17 protein-coding genes are annotated in these 13,353 nt (G+C 69.3%); 7 read left to right on the top strand and 10 right to left on the bottom strand.

Features of this window, described 5'->3' with window-relative positions:
• Positions 1-25: 25 nt before the first annotated feature.
• Positions 26-1,108, top strand: coding sequence for a T3SS (YopN, CesT) and YbjN peptide-binding chaperone 1 (locus Q0Z83_RS44050; RefSeq protein ID WP_317789444.1), 1,083 nt, complete (start codon positions 26-28; stop codon positions 1,106-1,108).
• On the opposite strand, the gene Q0Z83_RS44055 is transcribed toward Q0Z83_RS44050, so the two are convergent.
• Positions 1,105-1,566 (bottom strand): Lrp/AsnC family transcriptional regulator, encoded by a 462-nt coding sequence (locus Q0Z83_RS44055; protein WP_317789445.1) that lies wholly within the window; start codon positions 1,564-1,566, stop codon positions 1,105-1,107. The genes Q0Z83_RS44050 and Q0Z83_RS44055 overlap by 4 nt on opposite strands.
• A gap of 68 nt (positions 1,567-1,634) precedes the next feature.
• Here Q0Z83_RS44055 and ddaH point away from each other — a divergent pair, with 68 nt between their 5' ends.
• Together ddaH and Q0Z83_RS44065 are read left to right on the top strand one after the other, a co-directional pair.
• On the top strand, positions 1,635-2,465 hold the full coding sequence (gene ddaH, locus Q0Z83_RS44060) for a dimethylargininase (protein WP_317789446.1): 831 nt from the start codon (positions 1,635-1,637) through the stop codon (positions 2,463-2,465).
• A 50-nt stretch (positions 2,466-2,515) separates the two neighbouring features.
• A complete protein-coding gene (locus Q0Z83_RS44065; protein ID WP_317789447.1) occupies positions 2,516-3,079 on the top strand; it encodes a bacterial proteasome activator family protein in 564 nt (187 codons plus the stop codon).
• Positions 3,080-3,167: 88 nt separating this feature from the next.
• Here the strand turns inward: Q0Z83_RS44065 and Q0Z83_RS44070 are convergent, their stop codons facing one another.
• The 4 genes from Q0Z83_RS44070 to Q0Z83_RS44085 form a co-directional block, all read right to left on the bottom strand.
• Positions 3,168-3,962, bottom strand: a complete 795-nt coding sequence (locus Q0Z83_RS44070) for an HAD family hydrolase (RefSeq protein ID WP_317789448.1) — start codon at positions 3,960-3,962, stop codon at positions 3,168-3,170.
• Positions 3,962-4,771 carry an HAD family hydrolase gene (locus Q0Z83_RS44075; protein ID WP_317789449.1) on the bottom strand — a complete coding sequence of 270 codons (810 nt, stop codon included), beginning with the start codon at positions 4,769-4,771 and terminating at the stop codon, positions 3,962-3,964. Before Q0Z83_RS44075 ends, Q0Z83_RS44070 begins: the two co-directional genes overlap by 1 nt.
• A 108-nt stretch (positions 4,772-4,879) precedes the next feature.
• Positions 4,880-6,136, bottom strand: coding sequence for a serine--tRNA ligase (serS, locus tag Q0Z83_RS44080; protein WP_317789450.1), 1,257 nt, complete (start codon positions 6,134-6,136; stop codon positions 4,880-4,882).
• A gap of 55 nt (positions 6,137-6,191) precedes the next feature.
• Positions 6,192-6,857, bottom strand: coding sequence for a hypothetical protein (locus Q0Z83_RS44085; protein WP_317789451.1), 666 nt, complete (start codon positions 6,855-6,857; stop codon positions 6,192-6,194).
• Positions 6,858-6,924: 67 nt separating this feature from the next.
• Here Q0Z83_RS44085 and Q0Z83_RS44090 point away from each other — a divergent pair, with 67 nt between their 5' ends.
• The 3 genes from Q0Z83_RS44090 to Q0Z83_RS44100 all read left to right on the top strand — a co-directional run bounded on the left by Q0Z83_RS44090 (position 6,925) and on the right by Q0Z83_RS44100 (position 8,563).
• Complete coding sequence (locus tag Q0Z83_RS44090; protein WP_317789452.1) at positions 6,925-7,353, top strand: OsmC family protein; 429 nt, start codon at positions 6,925-6,927, stop codon at positions 7,351-7,353.
• Positions 7,354-7,441: 88 nt separating this feature from the next.
• Positions 7,442-7,783: a metallopeptidase family protein gene (locus tag Q0Z83_RS44095; RefSeq protein ID WP_378078389.1), complete on the top strand. Its 342-nt coding sequence runs from the start codon at positions 7,442-7,444 to the stop codon at positions 7,781-7,783.
• 42 nt (positions 7,784-7,825) lie between these two features.
• Positions 7,826-8,563: an AIM24 family protein gene (locus tag Q0Z83_RS44100; protein ID WP_317789454.1), complete on the top strand. Its 738-nt coding sequence runs from the start codon at positions 7,826-7,828 to the stop codon at positions 8,561-8,563.
• Between the two features lie 2 nt (positions 8,564-8,565).
• Here Q0Z83_RS44100 and pheA read toward each other — a convergent pair whose 3' ends face one another.
• The 5 genes from pheA to Q0Z83_RS44125 form a co-directional block, all read right to left on the bottom strand.
• Entirely contained in the window at positions 8,566-9,525 is a 960-nt protein-coding gene (pheA, locus tag Q0Z83_RS44105) for a prephenate dehydratase (RefSeq protein ID WP_317789455.1), read from the bottom strand.
• Positions 9,526-9,542: 17 nt separating this feature from the next.
• Entirely contained in the window at positions 9,543-10,112 is a 570-nt protein-coding gene (locus Q0Z83_RS44110) for a hypothetical protein (RefSeq protein WP_317789456.1), read from the bottom strand.
• 24 nt (positions 10,113-10,136) lie between these two features.
• Positions 10,137-10,523 carry an ACT domain-containing protein gene (locus tag Q0Z83_RS44115; RefSeq protein WP_317789457.1) on the bottom strand — a complete coding sequence of 129 codons (387 nt, stop codon included), beginning with the start codon at positions 10,521-10,523 and terminating at the stop codon, positions 10,137-10,139.
• A gap of 83 nt (positions 10,524-10,606) precedes the next feature.
• Positions 10,607-11,068 (bottom strand): transcriptional regulator, encoded by a 462-nt coding sequence (locus Q0Z83_RS44120; RefSeq protein ID WP_317789458.1) that lies wholly within the window; start codon positions 11,066-11,068, stop codon positions 10,607-10,609.
• Positions 11,069-11,143: 75 nt separating this feature from the next.
• Complete coding sequence (locus Q0Z83_RS44125; protein ID WP_317789459.1) at positions 11,144-11,860, bottom strand: hypothetical protein; 717 nt, start codon at positions 11,858-11,860, stop codon at positions 11,144-11,146.
• Between the two features lie 260 nt (positions 11,861-12,120).
• Between Q0Z83_RS44125 and Q0Z83_RS44130 the strand changes: the two genes are divergently transcribed.
• Positions 12,121-13,308 (top strand): arginine deiminase, encoded by a 1,188-nt coding sequence (locus tag Q0Z83_RS44130; RefSeq protein ID WP_317789460.1) that lies wholly within the window; start codon positions 12,121-12,123, stop codon positions 13,306-13,308.
• Positions 13,309-13,353 lie beyond the last annotated feature (45 nt).

Consider the following 13,353-nt stretch of genomic DNA (forward strand, 5'->3'; position numbering starts at 1 on the left):
GGGTGACGGGAACGGAGGTGCGATCATGACGGCAGAAGGCGCCGCGGGCGACACACACGAGGGCGTGCTGCTCGACGAGCCGACCACGGCCGATCTACGGGCCAAGGTCACCCAGGCGTGGCGCGAGTTCGCGAGTGCCCTGGCCGGGCTGGTGCCGACGCTCGCCCCGGGGTCGTATGTCGATCTCACCCTCGATCCCACCGCGTCCGGCACCGGCACGGCGGTCTACTCGGTGAGCATCCGGGTGCTGGCCGACGGCGTCGTCGAGGCGCTCGCGGTCGGTAACGCGGCGCTCCCCCAGGAGTACCGGATGGATCGGGCCGCCGTCGCCGATCTGGTCGCGCTCGGCTGGTCGCCGCCGGGTGTGCTGGCCGGGTCCGGTGACTCGTTCGGCATGCGTACCTCGCACGACAAGGTCGGCCCGCTGGCCACCGCCGTCACCCGGACGCTGCGTGACGTCTACGGTGCTCCGCATCCGGCGTTCCTCGTCTACCTCGTGCACGACGAGGAGGACGAGCCGATCGACGCGAGCCCTCTGGGTACCGCCCGGCACGAGCCGAGCATCGAGATCGCCCTCGACGCGCTCGACGACGAGGACGCCCTGGAGAGGGCGCTGGCCGGCGTCACCGAGGATGTGGTGCCGCTGGACGAGCGGGTCCGCACGGTCGTCGCCACCATGTCCAAGACCACGATCGACCAGCTCCAGGTGGATGCCGACGGTGACATCGGCATCCGGGCCGGCTCGGCGATGGTCTTCGTCCGGGTGCGTGACAACCCGCCGTTGGTCGACGTCTTCTCCCCGATCCTCACCGAGGTGGAGCCGACCGAGCAGCTCTACGTGAAGCTGTCCGAGCTGACCAACCGCATGCCGATCGGCCGGCTCTACTGCGCGCAGGACACCGTGTGGGCGTCGATCCCGGTGTTCGGCCGTAACTTCCAGCCGACCCACCTGATGCTCGCGGTGCAGGTGATGACCGGTCTCGCCGACGAGCTCGACGACAGGTTGCACGGCGAGTTCGGTGGCAAGCGGTTCTTCGGCGAGGGTGACAAGCCGGCCGCACCGAAGGCCGAGGACGACGAGGGCCACCGCCCGGGGATGTATCTCTAGGTATTTACCGCCGGGATCGCGGTCGGCACCTCGACCAGCCGCGACAGCACGACCATGCTGCGGGTGGACGTCACGAACGGCTCCGCCCGCAGCCGCTCCAGCGCCTGTTCGAGGTGCCCGATGTCGGCTGCCCGCAGGTGCACGAGGGCATCGGCCTGCCCGGAGACGGTGTAGGCGCCGACCACCTCGGGGTGCCGCCGGGTGGCCACCGTGATCTGTGCCGGCGTGGTCCGCCCGGTGCAGAAGAGTTCGACGAACGCCTCGGTCGTCCAGCCCACGGCGGACGGCTCGATGACGGCCGTGAATCCCTTGATCACCCCGCTGGACCGCAATCGATCGACGCGCCTCTTCACCGCGGGTGCGGACAGCGAGACCTTCGCACCGATCTCGGCATACGAAGCGCGGGCATCAGCGACGAGCAACGCAACGATTCGTTGGTCGACGACGTCCATCTGCAACGATTCGCCTCCGAGGAGCAAGATTTAGAGCTGTTTGCTGCAACGCAGCCTACCTACTCTTTAACCTCATGAGCTACACGGAGCGCTTGCCGCGAAACAGGACATATCTGATGTGTCCCCCTGAGCATTTCACGGTCGAGTACGCCATCAACCCCTGGATGGACACCACTGTCGCGGTCGACGCCGGCCTGGCGCTGAAGCAGTGGGAGCAGCTCCGCACCACGCTCACCGGCCTCGGTCACGTCGTGCACGTGCTGGACCCGGAGCCCGGTCTGCCGGACATGGTCTACTCCGCGAACGGCGCCTTCTCGGTCGACGGCACCGTCTACGGCGCCCGTTTCAAGTATCCCCAGCGCTCCGCCGAGGCCGTCGCCCATCAGGCGTTCTACCTGGCCGCCGAGAGCTGGCGGTTCGTCGCTCCAGAGCAGGTCAACGAGGGTGAGGGCGACTTCGCCTACCTGCCCGGTGCCTACGGTGGCATCGTGCTGGCCGGCTACGGCTTCCGCACCGACCCGGCCGCCCACGCCGAGGCACAGGAGGCGCTCGGCCGCCCGGTGATCTCGCTGCGCCTGGTCGACCCGGCCTTCTACCACCTGGACACGGCGCTCGCCGCCCTGGACGACAGGCACGTCACGTACTACCCGGAGGCCTTCTCGCCGGCCTCGCAGCGGGTCCTGGCCCAACTCTTCCCGGACGCGGTGCTCGCCGACCGGGAGGACGCCGAAGCCTTCGGCCTGAACCTGGTCAGCGACGGCCGCCATGTGATCCTCAACACCGAAGCGGTGGCGATGGGACACAAGGTGCGCGACGCCGGATACCTGCCGGTTCACGTGGATCTCTCGGAACTCAAGCGTGGCGGTGGCAGCGTGAAATGCGCCGTCGCGGAACTGCGGCCCTGAACCACCAACCACACGAGCATCGCTCGAAGCCGTGCGCAAAGATGGATCGCATGACCGACGACACCCGCACCACTGAGCACAAGGAAGACGGCTCCGTCATCGTCGTGGGCCCCGATGGCCGCCCCATGGGCACGGTCGAAGCGGACGGCTCGCTCACCCCGGAGGAGCCGGGCAACCTCATCGAGCAGCCGGCGAAGGTCATGCGCATCGGCAGCATGATCAAGCAGCTACTCGAGGAGGTGCGGGCCGCTCCGCTCGACGAGGCCAGCCGAGGCCGCCTGCGGGAGATCCACCAGCGTTCGATCGCCGAGCTCGAGGACGGTCTCGCCCCTGAGCTCCGCGAGGAGCTGGAGCGCCTCTCGCTGCCGTTCGAGGGCGAGACCCCGCCGAGCGAGTCCGAGTTGCGTATCGCGCAGGCCCAGCTGGTCGGCTGGCTGGAGGGCCTCTTCCACGGCATCCAGGCGGCCCTCGTCGCCCAGCAGATGGCCGCGCGCCTTCAGCTCGAGCAGATGCGCGGCGGCGTCCCGGGCCGCCCGGCTCTGCCGGTCGGCGGCGTCATCCCCGGCAAGCAGGCCCCGTCCGACATTCTCGGAAACACAGGTCAATACCTCTGATTCGGTACGGCCACCGCTCCGCCGAAATCCACCCTGTCCCGCAGCGACCACGCGGTGGATTCGGTGAGGGCGGGCCGGCCGTACCGAATCAGAGGTTGAAGACGGACGACAGGTAATCGGCGACGCCGTCGGCATCGTTGGTGCCGGTGACGTCGTCGGCCACCGCGCGCAGCGCCGGGTGGGCGTTGCCGACCGCGACCCCGCGACCGGCCCAGCTCAGCAGCGGAATGTCGTTGGGCATGTCGCCGAAGGCGACGACCTGGTCGGCGGTGATGCCGGTACGTTCGCAGAACCACGCCAGGCCGGCCGCCTTGGTCACCCCGGCCGCGGAGATCTCCACCAGCGCGGACGACGACGAGCGGGTGGCCTCGGCCCGGTCACCGAGAGTGCGGCTGATCAAGGCCAGGAAGTCGTCGGGATCGGCGGTCGAGGAGCGCGCCAGCAGTTTGACCGCGGGGACCGAGGTCAGCTCCTCGGGAGACGCGATCACCCGCACCGAGTGGTCGTGCTCCCAGCGGATCGTCCAGGTGTCCTCGTGGAGGAAGGCGCGCCCGTCCTCGACCTCGACGGCCAGCGAGATGTCCGGCACCGTGTCACGCAGTGTCTTGGTGACCTCGAGCAGCAACTCGACGGGCAGTGGGGACGCCCGCAGCACCTCGTCGGTCTGTGGGTCGTAGATCACCGCACCGTTGGCGCAGACCGCGGGCAGCGGCCCCGGCAACTGGTCGTAGAGCTGAGCGAGCCACCGCAGCGGCCGCCCGGTCACCAGGACCAGCGGGACCGGAAGCCGGCCCAGAACGTCGAGGGTCCGCGGGCTGAGGGTGCGCTCGCTGGTGATCAGCGTGCCATCGATGTCGGACGCGACCAACCGGAAAGATCCCATCACCTCGACAATAGCCGGTCCAGGTAGACGGCCACCCCGTCCTGGTCGTTGGCGAGCGTCACATCATCGGCCGCCGCGAGCAGGGTCGGATGGGCGTTGGCGACGGCCACCCGGCCCCACCCGGCCCACGCGAACATCGGCAGGTCGTTGGGCATGTCACCGAAGACCAGCACGTCCGACGGGTCGACACCGACGGACTCGGCGACCACCGACAGGCCGGTGCCCTTGTCGACGTCGGCCGGGCAGATCTCCACATAGTCGAGGCCGGCCTGGGTGACCGTGGCCAGGTCGGACGGCACCACCCGGTGGGCGAGGGCGAGCAACTCGTCGACGTCGAGCTGGAACGACCTGGCGAACGCCTTGATCACCTCGCCGGTCAGGCACTCGGCGCGGGTCCTGGACTCGACGGTGACCGGATAGCGCCAGGTCGGGTCGTAGTCACCCCAGAGCGGGGCGTCGTCATGCTCCAGCGCCTCGAACATGACCGAGAGTGGACCGGCCACCGACTCGAGGGCGCCGAGCGCCTCACCGAGCGCACGGCCGGGCAGGCGGGCCTGCCGCAGGTAGGTCGAGTCGGCCAGATCGAGCACCCAGCCGCCCTGCGCCAGCACCAGGAAGTCGGCGACGCGGATGTCGTTGCGGGTGAGCGAGGTGAGGCGGGGGCCGCGGCCGGTGGCGGCGACGATCCGGATACCGGCGGCGCGGACTCGGTCGAGAACCTCATGGGTGTACGCCGAGACCGTGTCGTCACTGCGAACGAGTGTGCCGTCCAGATCTGTGGCGATCAGCTTGGGGAGCCCGGGCTTCATCGAAACCTCCGTGGGTCGGCTGACCCCCGCGGAGGGCGGAAGGAGAACGGTACACCCGATCGGCTACCAGCATCTATGACATCTGGTAGCCGACCGGTTGCCTGTTGATTAAGCCGGTTCGAGGACGTCGCGCCCGCCGAGGAACGGCTGGAGTGCCTTGGGCACCCGCACCGAACCGTCCGGCTGCTGGTGGTTCTCCAGGATCGGGATCAGCCATCGGGTGGTCGCGAGCGTGCCGTTGAGGGTCGCGGCGGTCTGCGGCTTGCCGTCGGCGTCCCGGTAGCGGATGTTGAGCCGCCGGGCCTGGAAGGTGGTGCAGTTCGACGTCGAGGTGACCTCGCGGTAGCGGCCCTGCGACGGCACCCACGCCTCGCAGTCGAACTTGCGGACCGCGCTCGAACCGAGGTCACCGGCGGCCACGTCGATCACCCGGTACGGGATCTCGACCTTGGCCAGCATCTCCTCCTCCATGGCGAGCAGACGCAGGTGCTCCTCGGCGGCGTCCTCGGGACGGCAGAACGAGAACATCTCCACCTTGTCGAACTGGTGGACCCGCAGGATGCCGCGCACGTCCTTGCCGTGCGAGCCGGCCTCCCGGCGGTAGCACGACGACCAGCCGGCGAACCGCGACGGCCCGTTGCTCAGGTCGATGATCTCGTTCGAGTGGTAGGCGGCCAGCGCCACCTCCGACGTGCCGACCAGGTAGAGGTCGTCGGCTTCGAGCCGGTAGATCTCGCCGGCGTGGGCGCCGAGGAAGCCGGTGCCCTCCATCGACTCCGGCCGGACCAGCGTCGGCGTGATCGACGGTGTGAAGCCGTGCTCGACCGCCTGCTGGATGGCCAGCTGCAGCATGCCGAGCTGGAGCAGCGCGCCCACCCCGGTGAGGAAGTAGAACCGCGACCCGGACACCTTCGCGCCACGCTCGGTGTCGATCGCGCGCAGCGCCTCGCCGATCTCCAGGTGATCCTTCGGCGCCGCGATCTGCGGTTTCTCACCGACCTCACGCAGCACGACGAAGTCGTCCTCGCCTCCGGGCGGCGCCCCCTCGACCACGTTCGACACGGCCAGGTGCGCCTTCTTCAGCGCCTGCTCCGCCTCGCTCGCGGCGGCCTCGGCCGCCTTCACTTCAACGGCGAGGTCTTTGGTACGGGCCAGCAGCGCCGCCCGCTCGTCCCCGGATGCCTTGGCGACCTCTTTGCCGATGGACTTCTGCTCGGCCCGAACCGTCTCGAACCGCTGGGTGCTCGCCCGGCGCTCCTCGTCGGCACGCAGCAGAGCATCCACGAGCTCGGTGGACTCACCGCGCAGCCGCTGGCTGGCGCGGATCAGGTCGGGGTCTTCGCGAAGCAGACGCAGGTCAATCACGGTTGTCGAGCCTACCGGCGACCGGGTCCGATCAGCACACGGATATCCCCCGGTGTCACGATCGGTGCGGTTGATCCAGCTCGCCGGGGAGGGACGCGAACGGCGCGGTCGGCGTGATGGTCATGTCCAGCGCGTCGTCGACCTCGGTGACCTGCGCTTCAGGCTCGTCCCTGGGCGCGGCGGTGCGGGCCGGCATCCAGAGCGCCGCCAGCGCGAGACCGACGGCGGCCAGCGCACACCACAGGCCGCGCCCGTGCGCGTTGCGCATCGAGTCCGCCTGGGTGACGTTGAACGCCATCAGATACTTGGGCATCAGCGCGCTCGCCTCGTTGAGGTGCTGCACCAGCGCCAGCAGCAGCGCCAGCAGGACACCGCCGACGGCGAGACCGGCCACCTTCGCATACGCCCGGCCGGGTCGCGGCCCGAACAGGGTGAGCACCACCGCGGTCACCAGCAGCAGGAGCCCGACCAGATAGCCGGCGCCCAGCCCGCCGAGATCGAGGAGGTTGGCGAACAGCACCCGTTCCTCGGGGAGCGGCTCACCGTCGATCCCCACATCCCGGATGGTGGTGCTCTGCCACTCGGAGATCAGCGATCCGAAGGCCGCGACCGCGCCGAGCCCGGCGACCAGCCCGGGTAGCCGTCTGTCCCGCCCCAGGTCGCGAAAGATCGTCCGCCGGGGCTTCTCGCTGCCGCCGAAGGTGATCACGGACTCCTCCATGCCGTCCATGATGACCCCTGGCCCGGTCTGCGGACCAACGGGCGGCATATCGGATAGCGTTCTGCCCATGCCTATTCGTTCTTCTTCAGCCCGCTGGGAAGGGAACCTCACCGAGGGTTCCGGCACCGTCAAGACCGGCAAGGGCGGCCTGCAGGGCGCCTACTCCTTCAAGTCGCGTTTCGAGGAGGGCGAGGGGACCAACCCCGAGGAACTGATCGCCGCCGCGCACGCCGGCTGCTACTCGATGGCCTTCTCCAAGGGGCTCGCCGACGCCGGCTTCACGCCGACCTCGGTGGAGACCGTGGCCAAGGTCCACCTGGACAAGACCGACGCCGGTTTCGGCGTCTCCCGTATCGACCTGGAGACGGTCGGTGATGTCCCCGGTATCGACGACGCGAAGTTCCAGGAGCTCGCCGAGTCGGCCAAGGAGAACTGCCCGATCTCGCGGCTGCTGAAGCCGGGCGCCGAGATCAGCCTGGTCGCCAAGCTCGCCTGAGTCGTCCCCGGCGCGGCTGAGTCCTCCCCGGCGCGGCCGGGAGCGGCCGCGCCGGGAACCCGGGCACAATGAGTGTGTGCCGGTCGATATGAGTCCTGAACGCTTCGAGGAGTTGGTGGGCGAGGCGCTCGACGAGGTGCCCGTCGAGCTGATGTCGCTCATGAACAACGTGGTCTTCCTGGTCGAGGATCTGCCGCCGGGTGGTGGCGACGATCTTCTGGGGTTGTATGAGGGGACCGCGCTGACCGAGCGAGGGTGGGACTACGCCGGCGCGCTGCCCGATCGGATCACCATCTTCCGGCTGCCCACGCTGAAGATCTGCGACTCCGAGGAGGACGTGGTCGACGAGGTGGCGGTGACCGTGGTGCACGAGATCGCCCACCATTTCGGCATCGACGACCAGCGCCTGCACGACCTCGGCTGGGGCTGAGATCGCCGGTTCGCCCTTGTCGGCCGGACCTACCCTCGGGTCATGCGTAGCGAACTCTTCTCGGCCGAGAACCTGGAGAAAGAGCACAGCCAGCCGGGCCTCCGGCTGCAGAACTCGAAGCTCCTCAAGGCCGAACTGAACGGTGAGTTCCTGGCCCGGACCGGGTCGATGGTGGCCTACCAGGGTCAGGTGACGTTCGAGGCGCTCGGCTCCGGTGGCCTCGGCAGGTTCCTCAAGCAGAAGCTGACCGGCGAGGGTGTCCCGCTGATGCGGATCCGCGGCAACGGCGACGTCTTCCTCGCCGAGAACGCGGCCGACATCCACCTGATCGACCTGGAGCCCGGCGACGCCCTCTCCATCAACGGGGCGAACGTGCTGGCCTTCGACTCGACGCTGAACTACGACATCAAGATGGTCAGCGGGGCCGGCATGTTCTCCAGCGCCGGCCTGTTCAACTGCGTGTTCAGCGGGCACGGCCGGATCGCGGTGACCACCCGGGGTACGCCCGTGGTGCTCAACGTCGACCAGCCCACGTACGTCGACCCGCAGGCGGCCATCGCGTGGTCGGCGAGCCTGCAGACCGGTTTCCACAAGGCCGAGCAGTTCGGTCTCGGCACCCTGCTGGGCCGGACCACGGGTGAGCGGTTCACAATGAGTTTCGCCGGTCAGGGTTTCGTCATCGTCCAGCCGTCCGAGGAACCTCCCGGCGGTCTGGCCGGTGTCGCCGAGAAGAAATCCGGCGGCGGCAGCAGCATCCTCGGTGACCTTTTCGACGATTAGCGTCAGACGCCGTTGCGGAGTTGCTCCAGCCAGGCCGCGGAGTCGGTGAAGTCGCCGTCGGACAGGCCCGGCGGGGCGGCCACCGGCGGCTCCGGCTGCAGGCGGTGCTTGGGGTAGCTGCCGAGGAACCGGACCTCGGCGCAGATGCGCCGGAGACCCTGCAGGGCCTCACCGAGGCGGGGCTCGGCGACGTGGCCGGTGCAGTCGAGGAAGAAGAAATACGTCCCCAGTTGCTCCCCGGTCGGCCGCGACTCGATCCGGGACAGGTTGACCCCGCGCACGGCCAGCTCGGTGAGCACCGCGAGGAGCGCGCCGACCTGGTCGTGCCGGATCGACACGGCCAGCGAGGTGACGTCGTCGCCGGTCGGTGCGGCGGGCGCACCGGGCCGAGTGAGCAGGGCGAAGCGGGTGACCGCCTCGGCCCGGTCGGCGACCTTCTCGGCGAGCACCGTCAGGTTGTTGCGACCCACTCCGATCGGGGCGCACAGGGCGGCATCATGTTCGCCTGCGGCGGCGTGGAGCGCGGCGGCCGCGTTGGAGAGCACGTCGACGACCACCGCGTCGGGCACGTTGGCCTGAAGCCAGTGCCGGCACTGGGCGGAGGCCTGCGGGTGCGCGGCGATCGAGCGGATCTCGGCGAGCGGGGTGAGCACACGGGCGGCGAGCACGAACTCGACGGGTAGCAGCACCTCCCGCGTGATCATCAGCGGGCTGCCGGTGATCAGCTCGTCGAGGGTGACCGGGACGGCACCACCCACCGAGTTCTCCAGCGGGACGAGCGCGGCGTCGGCCGCACCGGTACGCACCGCCTCCAGAGCCTCGGGCACACTCCGCGCCGGAGTCCGGATCCCGCGCTCGGCGGCCGGGATGGTGCGCAGGGCCGCCTCGGTGAAGGTGCCCTCGGGGCCGAGGTAGGCGAAGTGGCCGGGGTAGGCGGGGCTGGTGGGCGGCGTACCGGGCATCCTCGAAAGTCTAGTCGTCAGGAACCGCAGGCCATCGCGCGGATTCCGGCCGGTGCTCGTTTCTTGACCGTCGGGTTGCAGACGTCGGTGCCGACGGTGACCAGTTCCAGCGTGGTCCCGGCGCCGGTGGTGATCACGGACAGCGGCTCGGCCCCGGTCATCCCGATCGTGGTGAAGCTCCAGCCACCCGCGCAGTACGGCCCGTCGAGCACGCTCACGTTCTCGTCCGGGACGGCCGGGCTGGTCTTGGCCAGGGTGACTATCTGCGCACCGGTCGGCTCGCCCGTGCACCGCGGCGCATAGGACGGCGTCGGTCCGGTCGGGGTGGTCGGCAGCGTGGTGGTCGGCCGACCGGTCGTGGGCGTCGGATAGGTGTATGTCGGATACGTGTACGTCGGAGTGGCCACCGGTGGTGCCGAGTAGATCGGCGGCGGCGGCAGGCCACCGGCCGGAGCGCTGCCCGCGGGCACACTGCCCCCGGCGCGCGGCAGCGGCGGAGAGGTCGGCAGGGGCTCGGGTGGAGCGCCGCAGGCACTCAGTAGCAGCAGGCCGGCGGCCAGCAGAGGGAGGTGTGTGCGGGGGGACACGGCCTCATGGTAGGAGCTCGATCGTCAGCTGGCGATCCGATGCCCGGCCGCGGTGAGCGTGTTGACCGCCTCGGTGAGCCGAACGGCGGGCACGAGCAGGTAATCCGTGTCATACGTCGAGAAGGTCACGATGTTGACGCGGGCCTCGGCGAGGGGCCCGACCAGGGAGGCGAGCACCCCGGTCATGGCCAGGTTGAGGTCGGCCACACGCAGACATCGCCACGCGGTGTCGGCCTCCGCGTCGGCCGGCACCCGGTCGTTGGGGCAGATGACCGAGAGCTCGTCGACACCCCAGGTCACCGAGATGACGCTCTTGTCGTCCGGACCTGAGGTCAGCGTGGCGGGCAGGGTCGAGCCGGCCGGAAGCCGACACACCGCGTATTCACCCGGTAACAGGTCTAGATCGAGCATGTTCGCAGACTACGTTGCGGATCTGTAACGTCCAACGGTTGCCGCGTGCGGTAAACGACACACCTTAGCGAACAAAAGGGACGTCAGTACCGTACCGGGGACAGGAAGGTCAGAGTGCCGCCCACTCGGCCACCGGCCACCAGTGGCGTCGAGATCGCGTCGAGAGTCAGCGGAGCCTCGCCGTCACCGGGGACCACCCGGATCAGGCCACGCGCCAGCCGCTCACTGCGGAGCGCCAGCAGCGGCGGGATGTTCTCCGCCTCCGGCTCCTCCAGGCGACCACCGCCCGCGGTGAAGTCGATGAGGCGCAGCGCGGTGTTGAGGCGCCGGCCGACCGCGTCGGCGGGTTTACCCAGCCCGAGCAGCTCGCTGCCGGACGGGGACACCGCGACTATCGAGCCCTCGACGTCGATCACCAGGCAGGGTTCGTCGGCCGCCGCGACCGTCATCGTCCAGCGCTCGACGCTGGTGATGAACTCGGCCTCCGACGGTGTCCGGGCCTGAGGGACGAACGCTCCCGAGAGGGAGAGCTCAACATGCGCCACCGGCTCCTCCTCGCTCCTCTTCACATCGCAGGGCCGGCGCAGAACGCCGGCCCTGCGATGGCGTCGCAAGGAACGTTACCGGCGGCTCAGCCGCTTGTCAGCGGCCGTCTGTCCGTTGCTGTACGAAGAGTAGTTCGACCACGTGCCCGGGTGGTGGGCGACGGCGGACAGCTTGTTCGCCGTGGCCGGGGAGATCTTCGCGCCACCGGCGATGAGCAGGCGGTCGAGCTCCTTGTCGGTGGAGACGAGACAGTCCTTGGGTAGCCCGTGCACGCTGATCACGCCGTTGCCCACGAAGGTGAGGACGGCGGTCACCGGTACGTTGAGCCCGACGACGGAGGTGAGCGCCTTGGCGGCGCGGCGGGCGTCCTTGCGGGCCTCCACCACGTACTCCGGGCGCTTTCCGTTGATCTGGACCACGTCACCGGCGATCAGGACGCGGGAGCGACCGTGATCGACCACCGTCACGGCGTAGACGCCGCCGGGGCCGATCGCGAGGAATCCGGCCCGTTCGTCGGCCGGGTTGGGCTCGTAGTAGGCCTGCGAGACATCGGTCCGCGGCCAGTCCACGATGTGCCAGTTCGGTCCGAGGCGGTCGAGCCTGGTGAGTGCGCGTGCTCCGGCGGCCTCGAGGCGGCGGACACCACGCTCGGCGCGACGACGGCGCGCCCACTCGGTGGGTGTGATGATGCGCGGCGGCTCGTCCACGAGAGAGGACGGATGCCTTCGGTCCACGGCTGTGGACGTTTGTGACGGCATGGGCAGCGCGGGGCGGGCGGGGAAGACAGTCACTGCGACCTCCGGCAAAAGGTCAGTTGGGCTCTCTTTTCCAACTACCGTACGTGCTCGCGTCCCTACGGAACAGGGCGGTGGGTGGGAAAGAAAGGGGAGTGAGTATGGATGAATGCCGCATTCACGACAACATCTTCTTTCGGATGGTGCATGTGCACCTTCCCAAGCTATCGCCCGCCCCCTGCCGATGCATGGCCGTCCCAAGATCTAGTCACAACGTCACGACCCGATAGCGCTCGGTACCGACTAACGTCGGCCATGTGTACGTCGACAGTGAAGTCAGCCGCCTCCGTACCGTACTGCTGCATCGTCCGTCAGCGGAACTCGCACGGCTCACACCCAGGAACAACGACTCGCTCCTCTTCGATGGGATCCCGTGGGTCAGCCGCGCGCAGGAGGAGCACGACGCCTTCGCCGAGGCCCTGCGCAGCCGCGGAGTCGAGGTGCTCTACCTCGGTGAACTGCTCGCCGAGACACTCACCGTGCCGGAGGCGCGGGCCGAGCTGACCGCCGGTGTGCTGTCCGCCCGCCGGTTGGGCGACTCGCTGCGGGCCGGCGTGGCCGGCTACCTGGCCGATCAGGACCCGGATCGGCTGGGCGAGATCCTTATCGCCGGACTGGCCCACGAGGAGATCAAGCCGGGGGGTGGCGGCCTCGTCTACGAGATGATGGACCGGCACGACTTCGTCATCGATCCGCTGCCCAACCTGCTGTTCACCAGGGACTCGTCGGTCTGGGTGCGTGATCGGGTAGCGGTCACCAGTCTCGCCATGCGGGCCCGCCGGCGGGAGACCACGCTCACCCACGCCATCTACCGGCACCATCCCCGGTTCGTCGGCGCCGAGCTGCTCTTCGATCCGACCCTGGAACACGTCGAGGGCGGGGACGTACTGGTCCTGGCTCCGGAGGTGCTGGCCATCGGGGTCGGCGAGCGGACCACTCCGGCCGGCGCCGAACGGCTCGCCCAGCGGGTCATCGCGGCCGGCCTGGCGCACACCGTGCTGGCCGTGCCGATCGCTCAGGAACGCGCCACCATGCACCTGGACACCGTCTGCACCATGGTGGACGTCGACGCCGTGGTGATGTACCCGAATCTGGCCGACAGTCTCCAGGCGTGGACGGTCACCGGAGTGGGCGACGAGCTACGGGTCCGCCCGCCCCGGCCGTTCCTCGAGGCGGCGGCCGAGGCGATGGGCATCGACCGGCTGCGGGTCATCGACACCGGCCTCGACCCGGTCACCGCCGAACGCGAACAGTGGGACGACGGCAACAACACGCTCGCCATCGCGCCCCGGCTCTGCGTCGCCTACGAACGCAACGTCGAGACCAACGCCCAGCTCGAACGAGCCGGCATCGAGGTGGTCCGGATCAGCGGCTCCGAGTTGGGCTCGGGTCGCGGCGGCCCACGCTGCATGAGCTGCCCCATCCAGCGCGATCCACTGCACTGAAGATCAAGATCGATTTCGCGTGGGTACGGCCGGAGCACCGACCGT

The sequence above is a fragment of the Actinoplanes sichuanensis genome (genome assembly GCF_033097365.1).
Taxonomy (GTDB): Bacteria; Actinomycetota; Actinomycetes; order Mycobacteriales; family Micromonosporaceae; genus Actinoplanes; species Actinoplanes sichuanensis.